This window comes from Oceanimonas sp. GK1, from assembly GCF_000243075.1.
Classification (GTDB): domain Bacteria; phylum Pseudomonadota; class Gammaproteobacteria; order Enterobacterales; family Aeromonadaceae; genus Oceanimonas.
Genome location: NC_016745.1, coordinates 120684 through 139242, shown reverse-complemented (window position 1 = coordinate 139242; position 18559 = coordinate 120684). Strand labels below are relative to the sequence as shown.

At 59.6% G+C, this 18559-nt stretch carries 18 protein-coding genes; 9 read left to right on the top strand and 9 right to left on the bottom strand.

The features are described from left to right. Positions 1-131 precede the first annotated feature (131 nt). The gene (locus GU3_RS00655) at positions 132-1595 is read right to left on the bottom strand and encodes a DUF3360 family protein (RefSeq protein WP_014290625.1); all 1464 of its coding nucleotides are present in this window, start codon (positions 1593-1595) and stop codon (positions 132-134) included. Between the two features lie 152 nt (positions 1596-1747). Here GU3_RS00655 and GU3_RS00650 point away from each other — a divergent pair, with 152 nt between their 5' ends. The 8 genes from GU3_RS00650 (at position 1748) to GU3_RS00620 (ending at position 9268) form a co-directional block, all read left to right on the top strand. Next, positions 1748-2425, top strand: coding sequence for a glutathione S-transferase (locus tag GU3_RS00650; RefSeq protein WP_014290624.1), 678 nt, complete (start codon positions 1748-1750; stop codon positions 2423-2425). Between the two features lie 90 nt (positions 2426-2515). Further along, positions 2516-3775 carry a mechanosensitive ion channel domain-containing protein gene (locus GU3_RS00645; protein ID WP_193372542.1) on the top strand — a complete coding sequence of 420 codons (1260 nt, stop codon included), beginning with the start codon at positions 2516-2518 and terminating at the stop codon, positions 3773-3775. A 592-nt stretch (positions 3776-4367) separates the two neighbouring features. Beyond that, a complete protein-coding gene (locus tag GU3_RS17210; protein WP_158308460.1) occupies positions 4368-5297 on the top strand; it encodes a hypothetical protein in 930 nt (309 codons plus the stop codon). Positions 5298-5344: 47 nt separating this feature from the next. Then, positions 5345-5665, top strand: a complete 321-nt coding sequence (locus GU3_RS16955; RefSeq protein ID WP_148265828.1) for a hypothetical protein — start codon at positions 5345-5347, stop codon at positions 5663-5665. 1 nt (position 5666) lies between these two features. Then, complete coding sequence (locus GU3_RS00630) at positions 5667-6341, top strand: C39 family peptidase (protein WP_014290620.1); 675 nt, start codon at positions 5667-5669, stop codon at positions 6339-6341. A 13-nt stretch (positions 6342-6354) separates the two neighbouring features. Beyond that, positions 6355-6798 (top strand): hypothetical protein, encoded by a 444-nt coding sequence (locus GU3_RS00625; protein WP_014290619.1) that lies wholly within the window; start codon positions 6355-6357, stop codon positions 6796-6798. 230 nt (positions 6799-7028) lie between these two features. Continuing rightward, positions 7029-8276: a VpsR-related response regulator gene (locus GU3_RS16950; protein WP_158308459.1), complete on the top strand. Its 1248-nt coding sequence runs from the start codon at positions 7029-7031 to the stop codon at positions 8274-8276. Between the two features lie 2 nt (positions 8277-8278). Continuing rightward, a complete protein-coding gene (locus tag GU3_RS00620; protein WP_014290618.1) occupies positions 8279-9268 on the top strand; it encodes a hypothetical protein in 990 nt (329 codons plus the stop codon). 65 nt (positions 9269-9333) lie between these two features. On the opposite strand, the gene GU3_RS00615 is transcribed toward GU3_RS00620, so the two are convergent. The 4 genes from GU3_RS00615 to GU3_RS00600 form a co-directional block, all read right to left on the bottom strand. Next, on the bottom strand, positions 9334-10383 hold the full coding sequence (locus GU3_RS00615) for a c-type cytochrome (RefSeq protein ID WP_014290617.1): 1050 nt from the start codon (positions 10381-10383) through the stop codon (positions 9334-9336). Position 10384: 1 nt separating this feature from the next. Continuing rightward, entirely contained in the window at positions 10385-10999 is a 615-nt protein-coding gene (locus GU3_RS00610) for a c-type cytochrome (RefSeq protein WP_014290616.1), read from the bottom strand. Positions 11000-11139: 140 nt separating this feature from the next. After that, complete coding sequence (locus GU3_RS00605) at positions 11140-11640, bottom strand: M48 family metallopeptidase (RefSeq protein ID WP_014290615.1); 501 nt, start codon at positions 11638-11640, stop codon at positions 11140-11142. A 51-nt stretch (positions 11641-11691) separates the two neighbouring features. Beyond that, entirely contained in the window at positions 11692-12579 is an 888-nt protein-coding gene (locus GU3_RS00600; protein WP_014290614.1) for a DMT family transporter, read from the bottom strand. 124 nt (positions 12580-12703) lie between these two features. Here GU3_RS00600 and GU3_RS00595 point away from each other — a divergent pair, with 124 nt between their 5' ends. Then, on the top strand, positions 12704-14122 hold the full coding sequence (locus GU3_RS00595; RefSeq protein ID WP_014290613.1) for a PLP-dependent aminotransferase family protein: 1419 nt from the start codon (positions 12704-12706) through the stop codon (positions 14120-14122). Here the strand turns inward: GU3_RS00595 and GU3_RS00590 are convergent. Genes GU3_RS00590 through GU3_RS00580 form a run of 4 tightly spaced genes read right to left on the bottom strand, consistent with a single transcriptional unit; the run spans position 14119 to position 18559 of the window. Next, a complete protein-coding gene (locus tag GU3_RS00590) occupies positions 14119-15471 on the bottom strand; it encodes an efflux transporter outer membrane subunit (RefSeq protein WP_014290612.1) in 1353 nt (450 codons plus the stop codon). The genes GU3_RS00595 and GU3_RS00590 overlap by 4 nt on opposite strands. 2 nt (positions 15472-15473) lie before the next feature. Further along, positions 15474-16109, bottom strand: a complete 636-nt coding sequence (locus GU3_RS17290; RefSeq protein WP_014290611.1) for an FtsX-like permease family protein — start codon at positions 16107-16109, stop codon at positions 15474-15476. 12 nt (positions 16110-16121) lie between these two features. Next, a complete protein-coding gene (locus tag GU3_RS00585; protein WP_014290610.1) occupies positions 16122-17402 on the bottom strand; it encodes an ABC transporter permease in 1281 nt (426 codons plus the stop codon). After that, the gene (locus GU3_RS00580; protein ID WP_014290609.1) at positions 17402-18559 is read right to left on the bottom strand and encodes an efflux RND transporter periplasmic adaptor subunit; all 1158 of its coding nucleotides are present in this window, start codon (positions 18557-18559) and stop codon (positions 17402-17404) included. Before GU3_RS00580 ends, GU3_RS00585 begins: the two co-directional genes overlap by 1 nt.

Here is an 18559-nt window from a genome sequence, read left to right as displayed (position 1 = left end):
GAGGAGTGAGGGGATAGGGGGGAGGAGAAAATACTGGGGGAGTTGCTGTGGGTCTCCTCACCCCTCACTCCTCACCGCGCAGTAATAAAAAAGCCGGAGCAGGGCTCCGGCTTTTTGCTGGTGTGGGCTTATCAGACGCCGGTGATCAGCGCCGGAATGCCCGGCAGCATGCCCACGGCGGCCATGATGGCCAGCAGAATGACAAAGGTGATGCCCGGAATGACCCAGCGGTCCATCAGGCGCAGTTTCTTGCCCCGCTCCTTGTCGCCGATCAGGCCCAGGTTGTCGAGTAGCATGGTCATGGACCAGCCGAACACGGGGTTAACGAAGGCGGAGGCGAACACCACTATGCCGGCCGCCTGGCTGCTGGTGGTGTTGCGGGTCATCTGCATGCCGGCTTCCAGCAGTGGCATGAACACGCCCACGATCAGCGCCACCCGCAGTACCGGGGCCCATACCGCCAGATCCATGGGGTAACCCCAGAGCGCGGCCACCACACAGAACACACCGGTGAGCACGGCGCCGGCGGGAATAGGGCGCTTGGCGATGGCGGCGGGGATCATATAGGTCCCCCAGGACGACGCCAGGTTACCACCGCCCAGCACGCTGCCCACGGCCTGACGCACCGAGGCCACGGCCATGGTGTCGTCCACGTTCATCAGCACCTTGTTGGCCTTTTTCGGGTAGTTCAGCTCCTGGAACACCCGGTGACCCATAAAGTCCGGGGACCACATGGCCACCGCCAGCACGGCAAAGGGCGCCACACTGATAAAGTGCTGCAGGCCGGGCCAGCCCATCTGCCAGCCGGTGTTTTCACCCCACCAGTAGGAGGGGCTCAGGTGGGGAATGCCGGGCTCGGTCACGAACTCAAAGGGTGCGCCCAGCACGATGGCAATCAGAAAGGCGATGCCGGAGCCGAGCGGAATCGACAGCCAGCGCATTTCCAGCCGGGCCAGCAAGGCATACATGATGATGGTGGCGAGGATGACCACAAAGGCGATATGACCCATGTCCAGGCCGTTGGCCCAGGCGGTGAGTGCCTTGATCTGGCTGATCAGGCCCACGGCGCCGAGGTAAATCAGCAGGCCGCCGCGCACCCCGTCGCTGGTCAATGCCATCAGCTTGCTGCCGCCCTTGCTGATGCTGAGCAGCAGCCCCAGCAGGCCCACCATTAAGCCCAGGGCCAGCGGATGGCCGCCGGAGGCCACAATCAGCGGGATCAGCGGGATCATGGGGCCGTGGGTGCCGGCCAGGTTGGCGTTGGGGTTGATAAAACCGGAAAACAGGATGACAAACAGCAGCGCCGCTATCAGCATTTCAAAGCGGACGTTTTCCACCACAAAGGCATCGCTCAGGCCCAGGGGGCCGGCAAAGGCCGCCACCACGGCGGCCACCATCACGATTTTGCCAATGGTGGCCGCCAGTGCCGGCACCAGATCTTCCAGTTCAAAACTGTAATCGCGAAACGGTAGGTTGATCCCCCAGCGGCGGGGCGACATGATGGACAATTCGTGCTCCAGATAGGCGGCCCGGTTGTCGAAATGACGGCGGGGCTTGCGCTGAGAGCGGTAGGTCTGGGATGGTGCATCAGACATGATCATCTCCTCGATGAAGAATACTTTCCCTGTTTAAGCATTCGCCATCCTAAGGGCTGTTAACGGTTGTCACCATTGGACATAAGTCTTAAAACATTTTTGTTACATTTCTGGTCGGTCAATGCCGGACCGCATTCAGCAAGGAGACCATCATGATCACCCTGCACTACCTGGAACACTCCCGCGGCCAGCGCATACTGTGGCTGCTGGAAGAGCTGGAGCTGGACTACGAGCTGGTGTGCTACCGGCGCGATGCCGACACCGGGCTGGCGCCCCAGAGCCTGAAAAAAATACATGCACTGGGCAAGTCCCCGGTGATCACCGACGGCAGCCTGACGTTGGCCGAGTCGGGAGCCATTGTCGATTATCTGGCCCAGCGTTACGGGGCCGCGACCCTGCTGCCCGAGCGGGACAGTGCCGCCTGGTGGCAGTATGTGTACTGGCTGCACTACGCCGAGGGCTCGCTGATGCCGCCGTTGCTGATGCGCTTTGTGTTTGAGCGGGTCAGGCAGGCGCCTATGCCGTTTTTCGTGCGGCCCCTGGTGGGCAAAATCGTGGCGGGAGTAAACCGGGCCTTTCTCGACGGCCAGATCCATACTCACCTGAATTTTGTGGCGGATCATCTGTCCTGCCACGAGTGGTTCGGCGGGGAGCGGTTCAGTGCCGCCGACATTCAGATGAGCTTTCCGCTGGAAGCCGCCATGCACAGCCCCGAGCTGGCCGACAGCTTTCCCCGGTTGCGGGCCTATGTGGAGGCGCTGCAGGCCAGGCCGGCGTATCGCAAGGCGCTCAAGGCCGGCGGCGATTATCGTTATGGCCCCGCTATTTGATGAGGCCTGATGCAGCCGGTAGCATGATGGCTTGTATCAACAACAAGGGTGATAGCAATGAATGAGGTCAAGGATCTGGAAGGCTGGCTGATGCCCTGGCTCAACCAGTATGTGCCGCAGTTTGCCAAACTGGCCTATACCGGCATTGCGCTGGGGTTGATTGTGCTGATTTCTCTGGGCATCCATTTTGTGCTGCACCGGGTGGTGCTGCGCTGGGTGGAAAGCCGGGCCCGGGGAACGCAACGTATCTGGCGCAGTGCCTTTTTTGAACACAAGCTGTTTGGCCGGCTGGCGCTGACCCTGCAGGGCATCATCATTTATATACAGGCCGGCCTCTGGCTGGAAGGTGAGACCCTGCTGCTGCCCTCCATTCAGACCGCCGCCAACCTGTGGATACTGCTTTACGCCCTCTTGTCGCTCTATTCCCTGCTGGACGCCCTGCTGGATATTTTTCGCCAGCATTCGGCCATGCGCAATTTTCCCCTGCGCGGCATTTTTCAGAGCGTCAAGCTCATGGCCAGCATCTTTATCGGCCTGCTGATCGTGTCCACCCTGATCGGCAAGTCGCCGGTGATCCTGCTGAGCGGCCTGGGGGCCATGACGGCGGTGCTGATGCTGGTGTTCAAGGATCCCATTCTCGGCCTGGTGGCGGGTATTCAGCTTTCCGCCAACAACATGCTGGCAGTCGGAGACTGGCTGGAAATGGGCCGGTACGGCGCCGACGGCGAGGTGATCGACATCGGTCTGACCACGGTCAAGGTGAAAAACTGGGATCACACCATTACCACCATTCCCACCTATGCCCTGATTTCCGATTCCTTCAAGAACTGGCGGGGAATGAGTGAGTCCGGTGGCCGACGCATCAAGCGCAGCCTGCGCCTTGACGCCGCCAGCGTGCGCTTTTTGAATGAAGCCGACATTCACCGGCTGCAGAAAGCCCGTCTGCTCGACGGCTACCTCAATGACAAGGTGCAGGAAATCAGCCGCTACAACAGCGAGCAGGCGGCCGACATGACGTCTCTGGTCAACGGCCGGCGGCTGACCAACCTGGGCACCTTCAGAGCCTATCTGGCGGCCATGCTGCGTCAGCACCCCCACATTCACCAGCAAATGACCCTGATGGTACGCCAGTTGGAATCCGGCAGCGAAGGCATCCCCATCGAGATCTACGCCTTTACCAGCACCACTAGCTGGGTGGAATACGAGGGGATACAGGCCGACATCTTCGATCACATCTTCGCCGTGCTACCCGAGTTTGACCTGCGCGTGCACCAAAGCCCCACCGGTTTTGACATGCGCATGATGACGGGAAAAATAGCAGCATCAGGCTCCTACCAAAAGGCGGTGTGATCTCGGCGGTTCAAGGTGCAAAAAACAGAAGAACTTTTGAGTTACGGCACAAAAGATGAGCTTATCTATTTCTGGCCGCCAAAATGGCGGCCAGAACCAGTGACGAATTTAATAATAAATTCCGCTTCTTTATTATGAATGGTTATAAATGTACAGTGTAAATTTAGCTCCGAATGAGGCTTTATGGTTTCTATTTTAAAAAAGAGGTCTCGCTCGAGTGCTTTTGGAGACAATGCTTGAGTTTAAATAGGTCTGTTTGTGGTAATTCAATGGTGCCTCTTCAGAGATTTGGTTTCATATGGGGTGCTGTTTTAAGCATTTGGTTTTCAAGTTTAGATTCAATTGATTCTGTTACCTTAAAAATGAGATTTCTTATATGTGATACACTGTCTTTTTTTTGTGAATATTTCAATTTGATTTAACTTTGCTCGATTTTGATACGTCATTATCAAGTCCCTCCGCTAACCTTTAAATTAGGGTTGAGCAGAAAGAACCCTGAGCTCGCCAAAGGCAATTGCATTAGCATTAATTGTCTGCAGTGGCGAAATAGGTGGACACAACGCTGAAATAAAAGCAAAAGAGGGACTTTATCATGTCTATTCAAAAGAAAACCCTAGCCGTAATTATTGCCGCTTCCCTGGGTATGTCATTTGGTGCGAGTGCTACGGGTTATCCTTGGTCAGGCGGTGGCGATGGTTATAATAATGAAGATGATGCCTGCTGCTCCGGTGGTACTGAGATGACCAATGATGACGGTATTCAGGCCGGCAAGGACGTTCGTATTAACGATAACGATACTTACACTAAGACAAGTTCTAAGGAGTACAATAAAGAATACAACCTTAGTGATGATGACGACCACAGTATTAAACATAGCTTCAACAAAGATTATGACTATGATTACGACTATGACTTTAATTGGACTCATGAAAAATACAATATCAGTGAGCAGAAGAACAAAAACTTCCAGATAGGCTACGGCGGTACCGTTTCCTCCACCTCTAAGGGCGGCGGTAATACTGCCGACTCATATGCCGGAAATGAAGGAAATATGACCCAGGAAAGCCTTAACGTGGGTGCCGGTGTGGGCCTGGGCGTAGGGCTGGGCGTGGGTGTCGGTCTGGCCGGCGACAGCAGTGGCGGCAACGGCGGTAATGGTGGCCACGCTGGTGTGCTGGACTTTGGCCTTTTCACCCTGGGCTTTGACAAGGGTAATGATGCCGATGGCGGCGATGGCGGCGATGGCGGTGATGGCGGTGCCAGTACTGGCCTGGGTGCCGGCCTGGGTGCGGGCATGGGTGCCGGTGCGGGTCTGGCCAAGCTGATGCCTGATCAGGATCTGGATCAAACTGCTGCGTCCAACGCGCAAGTGATGGTGAAGTCGGTATCCATGATTACTTCCGGTAACAACAACCTGAGCAATGCCGGCTCGATTCATGGTATGGCTCAGCAAGCGGCTGTTTCCGGCCATGCTTCTGTAGCTAACCAGTCCATTAATGTTAACGGCAGTGTTCAGTTCTAACTGTTTGGGGCCGGCCTTTCGGGGTCGGCCTGATATTGGAGGGAACCATGAAAAGTTTACTGATTGTTTCGGCAATGGTGGCTTCTTCGGCATTTGCCAATACCGCTGCGTTAGAGCAGTTTTCCGTTATCGATGAACATGCACTGAGTGATGAGCGAGGTATGTATCTTGTTCATGATGATCAGGATAATTTGTCTGTTCAGCATGGCGAAGTGAATGGTGCCGTCATAAACAGTCTGACCGGGTTTAATGCCATCTCCCAAGGAGCTTTTAATGGTGCCCACGGCATCATGATGATAAACCTTAGTTCAGGGAACAATAACGTTACCAATATGAATACTAACGTCAATATAATCTCGGTGAGATGATATGAAAAAGTTACTATGGATAGTCGCTTTTTTACCAGCCATGAGTTTTGCACTGAATATGCCAGGCGCTGGTGGTAGCCGGCTAAGGGTGCCGGTTCAGTCGTTTTCTGAAATAAAATTCGGGGAGGTAGTGAAACAAAAGTATGATTTTAGTTGTGGCTCGGCCGCACTGGCTTCACTTATGAGCCATCACTACAACATGCCTATGACAGAAGAAATGGTGTTTGAGGAAATGTTCAGGTATGGAGACAAAGCGAAGATAGAGGAAAAAGGCTTTTCCATGCTGGATATGAAAAGTTTTCTGGCAAGAAGGGGCCTTAAGTCGGATGGTTTCAGACTGGATGTTGACAAGCTGAAAGATATCGCTATGCCCGCAATTGCCCTGGTGAATTACAGTGGCTATAACCACTTTGTGGTTGTTAAGGGAATTCAGGACGATAAAGTGCTGGTCGGCGACCCCTCATTGGGTCTGCATGTTATCGGCATAAATGAATTCAAGTCGGCCAGTAATGGTGTGTTTTTGTTTATCAGGGATAACGTGGAGCTGGCTAAGGCGAGTTTTAATCAGCGTGAGGACTGGGAACATTCGGCGGCTGACGCACCGACAAGAATGGCGTTAATGCAGAGACTGCCTCATCTGACGGATTTGATGTTGCCATCCGAATATGATTACTAATGGAGGAGCCGCTATGAAATGGTTGATGGTAGCATTGGTGTTGACCTCTTCCTTGGCGGTGGCAAAGAGCAATGAACCTGCTTTTAACAGTCTTACCGCCTTGACAGAGAGCGTATTGGAGCAGCAGCGAGGAGGGTTTTATACAGCCGATACACACTTTTCAATAGGCCTCAGTATGAAGGTAACGGTTAATAATAGACTGGCTTTGTATAGTAGCCTGCGGGATCTTCTCAATGGCCAGGCAAACAGAGAAATAACGGATGTCACGGGAGTGCGGATTACTCCGGTTTTAGATGCAGGAAAAATGGGGCTGATTATCAAAAACTCAGCAAATAACATTAAGACTAATGCTACTGTTGACATTAATGTGAAAACACCAATTAATTATGATGTCTACCGGTCACAAAGCAAGGTGGCAACAAGAGTCAGGGCTGCCACTCAGCGGGTGGGATATTAACAGTGTAGCAACATGGTGTGGAGATGGAGGGTGCATAAGATGGATCTTATGTTAAAGCGTGTTTTGCTGATTATTTGCTTATGGTGCAGCGGCAAGGGATGCACTCTCCGGTGCTAAAAAATTACTGCACAATCATTATCTTAGCTATTTTTTGTGGAGCTTTCCGCGTCCTTGTCCTCTATGAGCTATATTGTTATCTACTCTCCAGAGTAACGAGTCGGTGGATAGACATGTTTTTGGAAAGGGAGATTCTTCTGCTGCAGTGTTCAAGCAGCAAAGCAGTTCTGACATCACTGGGCGATCAGTTTATTCACTGGTCGCTGGCCCGCTATTCCAACCTTGATTCTGCATCAGCGTACCTTGACAGTCGTGAGACAACGGTTGCCCTGCTGGATTGTGCGGGTGAGACTGAGCCTACGACGACACTTAAGTCTTTTATGAACAGATACCAGGGAATATCCTGGATTGCCCTGCTTTCGAGGGAGCAGCTTTCTCAGAAGGCCTGGAGTCTGTTTGTAGTGAATTATTGTTATGATTATCACACTACGCCGGTGTGTGGCGAGCGTTTGCTGGTGACACTCGGGCGGGCCTATGGCATGAGTGAACTTAGGAATATGTTATGTTTACCAATGCAAAAAGGCGAAGTCGTCGGTAAACATGAAGAGTTTAAGAAGACATTAAAAAAACTGTATGCCAGTAATGATGGTTGTCTTACTTTGTCTGGTGAAGCTGGCGTCGGGAAGAGATTCCTTGCCAGACGCTGGGCCGATACTCATAATTACTCAATACTTGATTTGGTCAGTTTGAATTTAAATTCAAAGAATAATGACATTCATGAGCGACTAAGATTTATCAAGAACAGAAATAATAGAGTCTGTTTTTTTGTTAATGATGTTGTTGATCTTCCTGAGAAAGTGCAATGGGGTATATGTGACTTTCTTTCCATGAATGTCGAAGGATGCTTTTTTGTTTTTAGTTGCAGTATGGAGCTGCAAGATGTTGACCGGTGTAACTCTGTAATACCTGAGTTGATTTCATATCTTAAGCGTGAATGGATTTGCGTACCTTCCCTCAGGCACCGAGGGCAGGACAGATTGCTGCTGGCCAGATATTATCTTCAAAAAATTTCAACAAAATGGGGTAAGTCAATATTAGACTTTTCACCCAGTGCTGAAGACATCATCCTTAGCTATAGTTGGCCAGGTAATGTGGTCGAGTTGATTGACCGGATCACCATTGGGGTTTCCAAGTGTGAGAGTGACTATCTTGATGCATCCATAATGGGCTTGGATGATGATTTTGTCATTGCCACGCACCGTGATCTAAGCTTGAGAAAAGCGAGGGAAAAAGCAGAGGAATATGCAATAAAACGGGTGTTGGATATGGTGCCGGGGCGGACAGGAAAAGCCGCAGAATTGCTGTGTATTTCAACGTCGTCATTACACAGGTTGATAGCAAGATATGGAATAAGGAGATAGTTATGAAAAAAGGGATATTCTTCACCGGCTTGCTTTTTTCACTGGTGGTGCCGGCCCATGCTCAAGATAAACAAGTTGTTGACTCTATTGCTAATACGCTGGAAACCCGAGGCTTGTTGACTCCAAAGGGGACGTTTGAGATCGAGCCGGCATTCAGCTACTCCCAGAATACATCAAACCGCATTTCCATCCTGGGCTTTACCCAGGTGCCGGCATTTCTGGTAGGGATTATTGAACTGGAAGATGCAGACCAGGCTACCTTCACCACCAGTCTAGCCGCGCGTTACGGACTCACTGACAGGATTGAACTGGAGTTGAGAGTTCCCTGGGTGTATCGCTATGATACTTTCTCCAAGCGTATTGGTAACAATGAAGCGTCAGAAGCGCCAAGAACCTTTACTTCAAACGGTGGAGGGCTGGGAGATATTGAAGGTGCAATTCGGTATCAGTTTAATCTGGAATCGGCGCCCTTCTGGATTGGGGGGGTCAGAGTGAAATCAGATACCGGAGACTCCCCCTTTGATAATGAACTGGATCAAAATGATATCTTCAAGGATCCGCCCACCGGCTCCGGCTCTTGGTCCATTGAGCCCAGCATGACATTGATTTATCCCACCGATCCGGCGGTGCTCTTTGGTACTGCCGGTTATACTTGGAGTCTGGGTGATACCGCTGGTCGTGATCTTACTCCAGACGATCCGAATAATGGCCCAGACAAATTCAACCTGGGCAACAGTTTCTTTCTGGGTATGGGCATGGGGTTTGCGGTAAATAACCGGTTGTCATTCAGTCTGGGTGTGAACCACAGAACCGTGTTTAAATCCAGCATCAATGGTAATAAAGTGGGTGAAATGTTACAGATTGATAGCCTTTCCACCGGTTTTTCATTGGCCCTGACTGAAAAAATGTCGCTCAACATGAATTTGCAGGCGGGTTTGACCGAAGATGCGCCGGATGTGGAAGTGAGCTTCAGTCTGCCCATCGCCTTCTGAACATAAACAGCGCGTATCAGTAATAAGGGCCGCATTTGCGGCCCTTGTTTGATAGCAGCGGACAATTACGGCTTGTTCGGGTGATTAGGATAGCTGGCGGTGCCCAGCACGCTGCCATTCACTTCCTTGCCGTACTGACTGTGGCCGCCGTGGAATTGCTCAACGGTTTTTTCCAGCGAGCCCTGGTTGCGGGGATCCTGGGGGCGCTCGTGAGTGTCGAGGTACATGGCCACGTCCCAGGCTTGTTGTTCGGTGAGTTTTTCCGGCTGGCCCAGGGGCATGTTCTGGTGAATGAAGTAGGCGGCGGTGTTCACCCGCTGCATACCGGCGCCCCAGTTGTAGGTGTCCGGGCCCCACAGGGGCGGGAACACATAGCGATCGTTGACCTTCTGGCCTTCGCCGTTGGCGCCGTGGCACACCGCACATTCCTGCTCATAGACCTGTTTGCCCCGGGCGATGTCCGGCGCCTGGGCCGGTTCGTCGATCACCGGATAGCCCCGTCCCGGCAGGGCCGGTTCTTTGCTGCCGCCCGCTTCCAGGTAGGGCTGCATAAAGGGGAAATCGTCGCGCTTGCCGCCCTTGACCAGATCTTCATCGCTGGGAATGACCATGTCGGCCGGATCGAAAGCCTCGCCGGTCAGGGTGCCCTGGGCCAGCCAGTAGGCGTAGGCCGACAGATCCACCAGTGCCGGATCCAGGTGGCCGGGCGGGGTGCCGTTCATGGAGAACAGGAAGCAGCCCTGGATTCGCTCTTCATAGGTGTTGATCTTGTTGTTCTTGGCACGGAAGGCCGGGTAACTCATGTAGGCAGCCCACAGGGGGGCGGCGTTTTCCTTCTTGCCGCCGTCCATGTGGCAGTTCACGCAGTTCAGGCCGTTGCCCACAAACACGGGCGCCAGCGCCTGGGTGTTGACGAAGTAGTTGTAACCGCGAATCACCTTGTCACCAAACTCGCCCTCGGGCAGCTTGTCCCAGCCCGGTGCCTGCGGATACTCACCGGCCACCTTGCCCACCGGCAGCTCTTCCTGAATGGCCAGTTTGGCGGTGTCTACCGCCTGGGCGGCGGTCACGCCGGCCAGCGACAGGCCGAGCATAATGGCAGAAATTCGGTTCATGTTATTGGCCTCCCAGGCTGGCGAAGTAGCTGGCGACGGCGGTAATTTCTTCCGCGGTCAGTTTTTTGGCCACCGGGGCCATCAGGCCATGGGGATCGGTGGCGCGGCTGCCGCTTTGCCAGGCCTTGAGCTGGCTTTCGATGTAGTCGGCATGTTGGCCGGCCAGGCGCGGGAAGATCTCTCCTACACCCACTCCTTCGGGACCGTGGCAGGCCACGCAACTGGGAAGGTCCCGCTGCCAGTCTCCCTGGTAGGCGAGCTTTTCTCCCGGCGCCATGTGCTGGGGGGCCGGCTTTTCACCCCGGAATGCCGGATCCTCGGGCAGGCTGACCGGCAGCCCGGCAAACCACTGGCTTACCGCCTCAACGCCGGCGTCGTCCAGCATCATGGCCATGGGTTTCATGATGGCGTTGTCGCGCTCGCCAGTCTGAAAATGGCGCAACTGTGCGGCCAGGTAGGATGCCGGCATGCCGGCAATGGAGGGTGCCACATTGGCCATGCCGAGGCCGGAGGCCAGGTGGCAACTGACGCAGGTGGCGGCCTGGGGTGGCATCTCGGCCATCACTGGAGCGGCAGCGGCGCCCAGCAAAGCTCCCAGTAGTATGGTCTTGGTCATTGTTATTATCCCCGATTTGAAAATGGGTGTTACTCAGGGCTAATTCTAGAGCCCGCGGGGGAGGGCGAGTATACGTATTTCCCACATAAAGAGCGGGTTCTTTATTGTTTTTAAAAGGAAAAATATCGGGTTAAGGCCGCTCAGCTTCGGTCGGCGTGATCCCGCCACAGCAGCCACAGCCGGGTATCCAGCTCCAGTTGGTGATAATCGGGCTCCATATGACAACACAACTGATAAAAAGCCTTGTTGTGATCCTTTTCCCGAAAGTGAGCGAGCTCGTGCACCACTATCATGCGCAGAAACTCCGGCGGCCCCTCGCGGAACAGGGCGGCCACGGTAATGCTGTTGCGCGTTCTGAGCTTGCTGCCCTGCAGCTGTGCCCGGTAAGTGTGCAGGCCCAGCGCCTGCTGAACCACGTTGAGCTTGCTGTCGTAGCGTACCTGGCTCAGTGGCGCCGTTTTTTTCAGGTAACGGCTTTTCAGCCCGCTGACATAGTCATAGAGCGCCTTGTCGTTCTGCACGCCATGGGACTGGGGATACTTTCGCTCCAGGTAAGTGCCCAGCCTGCCGCTGGCGAGCAGCTCGCGGGCCTGTTGCTGAAGGCTGTCCGGATAGCCGGCCAGATAATTGGGGGTCGTCAATGGGGTTCTCCGCCGGTGGTCATGAGCCCCATTATAGAGGCAAGCCCTGGCTCAGGCGTAGCGCCGCCCCAACGCCACGCAGGCCACCACGGCCAGGCAGATCCAGATGGCCTGGGCCGAGACCGGCTCGCCCAGCAGCAAGGCCGCCAGCCAGAGGGCGCCAAAGGGTTGCAGCAACTGCACCTGACTGACCAGGGGCACGCCGCCCAGGGCCAGGCCGCGGTACCAGAAGAAAAACCCGATAAACATGCTCACCGAACTCAGGTACAGCATGCTCAGCCAGCCCGACAGGGCCACCTCGGTTGCCGGCCAGCTGGCCCACACAATGGGCAGCAACAGCGGCAGCGACAGCACCAGGGCCCAGCAGATCACCTGCCAGCTGCCCAGCTCCTTTGCCAGCCGCGCGCCTTCCGCATAGCCCAGGCCGCACAGCACACAGGCCAGCAACAGCCACAGATCCGCCAGTTGCCACTGGCCCTCGGCCTGGCGGGCCGCGTAAAACAATACCAGGGCGGTGCCGGCCAGGGCGTACAGCCAGAAGCCGGGGCGAGGGCGGTGGTGGTGCAGAAAGGCGCCAAACAGGGCGGTGCACAGGGGCAGCAGGGCGGTCACCAGCACGCTGTGGGTGGCCGAGACGGTTTCCAGGGCCACCGACGACAGCAACGGATAGCCAAACACCACCCCCAGCGCCACCACCCCAAGCCGGGCCCACTGACGGAAGGAAGGCAGGCGCTGACGGGTCAGCAGCAGCAGTGTCATGGCGAACAGCGCCCCCAGGGCCGCACGACCGGCCCCGGTAAACAGTCCCGACATGCCTGCTTCCACCGACACTCGGGTGGCGGGCAGGCCGGCGGAAAACAGCATCACGGCCAGCAACCCCCAGGCCATGCCGAGCAGAGGGCGGGGCGCCGGAGCGGAAAGCCGGTGAGTGGTGTTCATAACAGCTCCTGATGGCGAGAAGAGGACAGGTGAAGCACTTGCGTCTGGCCATCATAGTCGCTTTACTACCAGACAATCAGGACACTTCCTATAAAAATGACCCAAGTGTACAGGTGACTTCGCCATGACAATTTCCGCCGCCGACTGGGCGTTCGACAAGGCCGCCGCCGCCCCCTTTGTGGAGCAGCTGGTGCGCCATGCCACCCAGGCCATAGGAGAAGGACGCTGGAAGCCCGGGGAAAAGCTGCCCTCTATCCGCGCGCTGGCCGAACAGCTGGCAGTGAGCCGCTTCACCGTGGCCGACGCCTACGAGCGGCTGGTGGCCGCCGGCCTGGTGGTCAGCCGCCAGGGCAGCGGCGTGTACGTGGCGCGGAGCCCGCAAACCCGCCGGCTGGCGCTGGAGGTGGACGCCTCGGGCAGCGCCATGGCCCAGGAGGTGGCGCTGCTGCGCCAGGTGATGGACACCGAGCGGTTTCGCTTCAAGCCCGGCAGCGGCTGCCTGCCCGGCGGCTGGCTGGGCGACGAGGACATTCGCTCGGCGCTGCGCGAACTGGCCCGGCAGCCGGCGCCGCTCACCGAATACGGCACCGCCCAGGGCCACCCGGCCTTGCGCCGCCAGCTCGGCCTGCGGCTGGAGCAGATCGACATTCAGGCGGATCCGGCGCAGATCCTGATGACTGCCAGCGCCTCCCACGGCCTGGATCTGGCCCTGCGCACCCTGGTGCGGCCCGGTGATCGGGTGCTGGTGGACGATCCCGGTTTCTACAATTTCCTCGCCGCGCTGCGGCTGGTGGGGGCGGTGCCGGTGGCGGTGCCCCGGGAGCAGGAGGGGCCCGACCTGGCGGCACTCAAACTGGCCCTGGAGCAACACAAACCGGTGCTCTACATCACCAACTCGGTGCTGTCCAACCCCATCGGTGCCAGCGTCAGCCGCAGCCGGGCACACAAGGTGCTGAGCCTGCTCGCCGGGCACCAGTGCTGGCTGTTGGAAGACGACATCTACGCGGATTTCGATACCCAGCGGGCCTCCCGCTACGCCAGCCTGGCGGGGTTCGAGCGGGTGCTGTACCTGGGCAGCCTGTCCAAGACCCTGTCGGCGGATTTCCGGGTCGGCTTTCTGGTCGGCAACCCGGCCGTTATCGCCGAGCTGACCGACATCAAGCTGATCACCGGCATGTCCACGCCGCCTTCCACCGAAACCCTGATGTACCGGTTATTGACCGGCGGCCGCTATCGCCGCCATGTGGAGCAACTGCGCCGGCGTCTGGACGAGGTACGCCATCCGGTGTTTGAACGGCTGGAGTCCCTTGGCTGTCGCCTGGCCCACAAGCCGGCGAGCGGCTTTTTTTGCTGGGTCCGCCTGCCTGCGGGCATCGGCGCCGCCCGGCTCAGCCGGCGGGCGGCGGAGCAGGACATACTGCTGGCCCCGGGGCGCCATTTCAGCAGCCAGGACAATGGCGACGACTTTATGCGCATCAATATCGCCCACTGCCAGCACGAGGCGGTATGGCGCGGGCTGGAGCTGGCCCTGGCCGGCTGCTAGCCGGCCCGCCAGCCGCCGCCGAGGGCCTTGTACAGGCCGAGAGCGGCGTCCAGCCGGCTCTGGCGCAGGCTGGCCAGCTGGTCTTCGGCGCTGAACAGGGTGCGCTGGGCGTCGATCAGCGCCAGCAGTTCCTCGGCCCCTTCCCGGTAGCGCAGTTCGGTCAGGCGCAGGGTTTCCCGCGCCTCGGCAACGATGGCCCGCTGCTGGCTTTCCTGCTCCCGGTACAACGCCTGGTTGCCGAGGGCATCCTCCACTTCCTTCAGGGCGGTGAGCGCCGCCTGGCGGTAACTTTCGGCCAGCTCCCGGCGGCGGGCCTCGTTCAGCCGCACCTGGGCGCGCAGCCGGCCGCCGTCGAACAGCACCTGGCTGAGGGACGCACCCAGGCTCAGGCTGCGGCTGGGATCCGCCAGCGACAGCAGGGCATCGGAGGCCAGGCCGCCGCTGCCGGTGAGGCTGACGCCGGGCAGTAGGGCGGCGCGGGCCGCGGCCAGGTTGGCGTCCGCCGCCAGCAGCGCCGCCTCGGCACTGGCCAGATCGGGGCGGCGGGCGAGCAGCTCGGCGGGCAGCCCGGCCGCCACGGCCGGCAGTTGCAATTGCATCAGGCCGGCGTCGGCCAGCTCGAACTGCTGGGGCGACTCACCCAGCAGCACCGCCAGGGCGGAGCGGGCCTGGCTGGCCTGCTCGCGCAGGGGCCCCAGGCTGGCCCGCTGGCTGAGCACGGCGCTGCGCTGGCGGTGCACCTCGCTCAGGGCGCTGGCGCCGTGGCGGTATTTGGCCTCGACGATCGCCAGGTTGTCTTCCGCCAGGCGCAGGTTGGCCTCGCCGATGCCAAGCCGCTCCCGGCTGGCCAGCCACTGGAACCAGGTGGTGGCCACCGCGCTGGTCAGGCCGAGGCGGGCGCTCTCGTAGTCATAACGGCTGGCCCTGAGATTGGCGTCGGCGGCCAGCCGGGCGGCCCGGTTCTTGCCCCACAGATCCAGCTCGTAGCCCAGGCTGAGCCCCAGGCTGCTGCGCTCGCCGACGCTCGCATCGGACCAGCTGCGGCTGGCGTCGCCGCTGGCGTTGAGGCTGGGAAACAGCGAGGCGCCGCTGGCGGCGAGCTGGGCCTCGGCCTGGGCAATGCGTTCGGCGGCGATGCGCAACTCCGGCGCCCCGGCCAGGGCCCGTTCGATCAGGGCGTTCAGCTCGGGGGAGCCAAAGCCCTGCCACCACTGGCGATCCAGCTCGGCATGGCCGTCGGCCGGGTTGCGCCATTGCTCCGCCAGGGGCGGCTCGCCGCCGGGCAGAGCGCAGCCGGTCAGGGCCAGCAGCACCAGCAGGGACAGGGTGCGGGGGGATAAAGCGGTCATGGTTACTCCGAAGCCAGGGCGATAACGGGGTCGAGCCGGGCGGCCTTGCGCGCCGGCAACCAGCCGAACACCAGGCCGGTGACAAAGGCGCAGCCGAAGGCGAGCAGCACCGGCGACAGGGAAAAATACACGGGGATCTCGAAGCGGCCCACCAGGGCGGCGGCGGCCAGCCCCAGCACCACGCCGATGGCGCCGCCCAGGGCCGAAACCACCAGTGCCTCGGTGAGGAACTGCTGCAGTATGTGGCGTTGGCGGGCGCCGGTGGCCATGCGGATACCGATCTCCCGGGTGCGCTCGGTCACGCTCACCAGCATGATGTTCATCACCCCGATGCCGCCCACCAGCAGCGAGATGGCGGCGATGGAGCCGAGCAGCCAGGTGAAGGTGCGGGTGGTGGCGGAGACGGTGTCGATGATGGACGACATGTTGCGGATCTGAAAGTCCTCCACCCCGTGGCGGGCCAGCAGCAGCCGGTGGATCTCGGCCTCGGTGTCGCCGATGCGGGCCACGTCGTCCACCGACACCGTGATGCTGCGCAGGAACTGCTGGCCGAACAGCCGCAGGCCGCCGGTGGTGTAGGGTACGAACACCACGTCGTCCTGATCCTGGCCCCAGGGCGAGGCGCCCTTGGGCGCCATTACCCCGATCACCTAGAACAGGATGTTGTTGACCATGACGTACTGGCCCAGGGGATCGGTGTCCGGGAACAGGGCGTCCACCACCGACTGGCCCAGCACCGCCACCGTGGCGTAGCTCTGCTCGTCGTCGGCGGTGAAAAAGGTGCCGGCGCTCAGGGCCCACTGGCGGGCGGCGGGAAAGTCGGCGGAGGTGGCGTTGATCTCGGGGCTGTGGTCCAGGTTGCCAAAGCGCAGGGTGGCGGCGCCGCCGATCTCCGGCACCGCCGCCGCCACGTTGGCCACTTCCCTGATGGCTTCCATGTCCGCCGCCACCAGGGTGGAGGTGGCGCGCCGGCCCCACTGGTTGGGCGCCCCGGGGCGCACCAGCAGCAGGTTGCTGCCCATGGCACTGATGCTCTGCACCACCTGCTGCTGGGAGCCGTTGCCGATGGCCAGCATGGTGATCACCGACGCCACCCCGATCACGATGCCGAGCAGGGTGAGGGCGGCGCGGAACAGGTTGCTGTGCAGGGAGCGAAAGGCGGTGCGCACCGCCTCCAGCAGTTCGGTGGCGAGCGAGCCGGCGGGGCGGGGGCGAGCAGGGACTGCAGTGTCTTCCCGCGCTCTGGCCGGGCCCGGATCGGCGATAATGCGGCCGTCGCTGATTTCAATGCGGCGATCCGCCTGGGCCGCCACCTTGGGGTCGTGGGTAATCAGGATCACGGTGTGGCCCTGGCGGGCCAGGGCGGTAAGCAGGGCCATCACCTCGGCGCCGCTGTGGCTGTCGAGGGCACCGGTGGGCTCGTCGGCGAGAATGATGTCGCCGCCGTTCATCAGCGCCCGGGCGATGGACACCCGCTGCTGCTGGCCGCCGGACAGCTGGCTGGGCTTGTTGCCCAGGCGGTTTTCCAGCCCCAGGGTCGTCAGCAGTTGCTCCGCCCGGATCTTACGCTCGGCCCGGGACAGGCCCGAGTACAGGGCCGGCACCTCCACGTTTTCCCGGGCGCTCAGGCCACCCAGCAGGTGGTAGCTCTGGAACACGAAGCCGAAGGTGTCCCGGCGAAGCGCCGCCAGCTCGTCGCCGCTCAGGCTGGCCACGTCCCGCCCCAGCAGCCGGTACTGGCCGCCGCTTGGCCGGTCCAGGCAACCGAGCAGGTGCATCAGGGTCGACTTGCCCGAGCCGGAGCTGCCCATGATGGCCACAAACTCGCCCCGGTTGATCACCAGATTGATATCGTGCAGCACTTGAGTGGCCAGCTCGCCTTCGCCGTACTGCTTGGCGATGCCATGGAGGGAGATCAGTGGCGTGCCCATCAGAAGCGCATCCTCATGCCGGAGCGGCGCGCGCCGCCCTCTTCCCCGGCCGGCGCCACGTTCAGCACCACCTGCTCGCCGGCCTCGAGTCCGTCCAGCACTTCGGCCTGAATGCGGTTGCTTACGCCCACCCGCACCTCGCGCTCCTGAAGGGCGCCGTCGTTGCCGAGCACGGTGATCCGCGCCCTGTCGCGCCCGTCCCGCCCGGCAAAGCGCAGCGCCGACACCGGCACTAGCAGGGCGTCCTCGGTTTCGGCCCGCACAAAAAAGACCTGGGTGGTCATCTGGGACATCAGCCGGCCCTGGGGGTTGTCGATGTCGAACAGGGCGTTGTAGAGCACCACGTTGTTTTCCACCACCGGGGTGGGCTCGATGCGGCGCAGCTTGCTGTACCAGCGCCGGCCAGGCTCGCCCAGGGTGGTGAAATACACCTTCATGCCGGGCTTGAGCTTGCCCACGTCCGCTTCCGACACCTTGGCCTGCACCGTCATGGTGGCCAAGTCGGCAATGCGCATCAGGGTGGGGGCCTGCTGGTTGGTGTTCAGGGTCTGGCCCTGGCGCGCCTCTATGCTGACCACGGTGCCGTTCATGGGGGCATGAATGCGGGCGTAATCCAGGTTGGCCTCGTCGGCGCGCAGGCTGGACTCGGTCTGGGCAATCTGCGCCCCGAGCGCCTCCACCTGGGCCTCGGCCGAGCGCAGGCCGGCCTCGGCGCTTTGCAGCGCCTCCCGGGAGGTGGCGTTATCGGCCATCAGGCTCTGCTGGCGCCGGTGCTGAAGCCGGGCCAGGGTAAGCTGGGCCTCCCGGTCTTTGAGCTGGGCCCGCTGGTTGCGCAGCTGGGCGCGGCTGGCATCCACCTGGGCGAGGTAAACGGTGGGGTCGATCTCCGCCAGCAGGTCGCCGGCGCCGACCTGGTCGCCCACTTCCACGTGGATCACCTTGAGCTGGCCCGACACCTGGGCGCCCACGTCCACATAGCCGCTGGGCTGGAGCACGCCGGTGGCGGTCACCAGATCACTGAGGTCGCCACGCTGCACGGCGGCGGTGACCGGGGCCGGCGCCGCCTGGTGGTCAAACAGCGGTGAATAAAACAGAAGGAGTGCCAGGGCGGGCACCAGCAGCAGCGGCATCGCCCACATCAGAGTGTTTTTTTTCAT

Coding starts and splice junctions, on each gene's coding strand:
- GU3_RS00655 (WP_014290625.1), bottom strand. CDS start 1,595: ATGTCTGATGCACCATCCCAGACCTACCGCTCTCAGCGCAAGCCCCGC.
- GU3_RS00650 (WP_014290624.1), top strand. CDS start 1,748: ATGATCACCCTGCACTACCTGGAACACTCCCGCGGCCAGCGCATACTG.
- GU3_RS00645 (WP_193372542.1), top strand. CDS start 2,516: ATGCCCTGGCTCAACCAGTATGTGCCGCAGTTTGCCAAACTGGCCTAT.
- GU3_RS17210 (WP_158308460.1), top strand. CDS start 4,368: ATGTCTATTCAAAAGAAAACCCTAGCCGTAATTATTGCCGCTTCCCTG.
- GU3_RS16955 (WP_148265828.1), top strand. CDS start 5,345: ATGAAAAGTTTACTGATTGTTTCGGCAATGGTGGCTTCTTCGGCATTT.
- GU3_RS00630 (WP_014290620.1), top strand. CDS start 5,667: ATGAAAAAGTTACTATGGATAGTCGCTTTTTTACCAGCCATGAGTTTT.
- GU3_RS00625 (WP_014290619.1), top strand. CDS start 6,355: ATGAAATGGTTGATGGTAGCATTGGTGTTGACCTCTTCCTTGGCGGTG.
- GU3_RS16950 (WP_158308459.1), top strand. CDS start 7,029: ATGTTTTTGGAAAGGGAGATTCTTCTGCTGCAGTGTTCAAGCAGCAAA.
- GU3_RS00620 (WP_014290618.1), top strand. CDS start 8,279: ATGAAAAAAGGGATATTCTTCACCGGCTTGCTTTTTTCACTGGTGGTG.
- GU3_RS00615 (WP_014290617.1), bottom strand. CDS start 10,383: ATGAACCGAATTTCTGCCATTATGCTCGGCCTGTCGCTGGCCGGCGTG.
- GU3_RS00610 (WP_014290616.1), bottom strand. CDS start 10,999: ATGACCAAGACCATACTACTGGGAGCTTTGCTGGGCGCCGCTGCCGCT.
- GU3_RS00600 (WP_014290614.1), bottom strand. CDS start 12,579: ATGAACACCACTCACCGGCTTTCCGCTCCGGCGCCCCGCCCTCTGCTC.
- GU3_RS00595 (WP_014290613.1), top strand. CDS start 12,704: ATGACAATTTCCGCCGCCGACTGGGCGTTCGACAAGGCCGCCGCCGCC.
- GU3_RS00590 (WP_014290612.1), bottom strand. CDS start 15,471: ATGACCGCTTTATCCCCCCGCACCCTGTCCCTGCTGGTGCTGCTGGCC.
- GU3_RS17290 (WP_014290611.1), bottom strand. CDS start 16,109: ATGGCGCCCAAGGGCGCCTCGCCCTGGGGCCAGGATCAGGACGACGTG.
- GU3_RS00585 (WP_014290610.1), bottom strand. CDS start 17,402: ATGGGCACGCCACTGATCTCCCTCCATGGCATCGCCAAGCAGTACGGC.
- GU3_RS00580 (WP_014290609.1), bottom strand. CDS start 18,559: ATGAAAAAAAACACTCTGATGTGGGCGATGCCGCTGCTGCTGGTGCCC.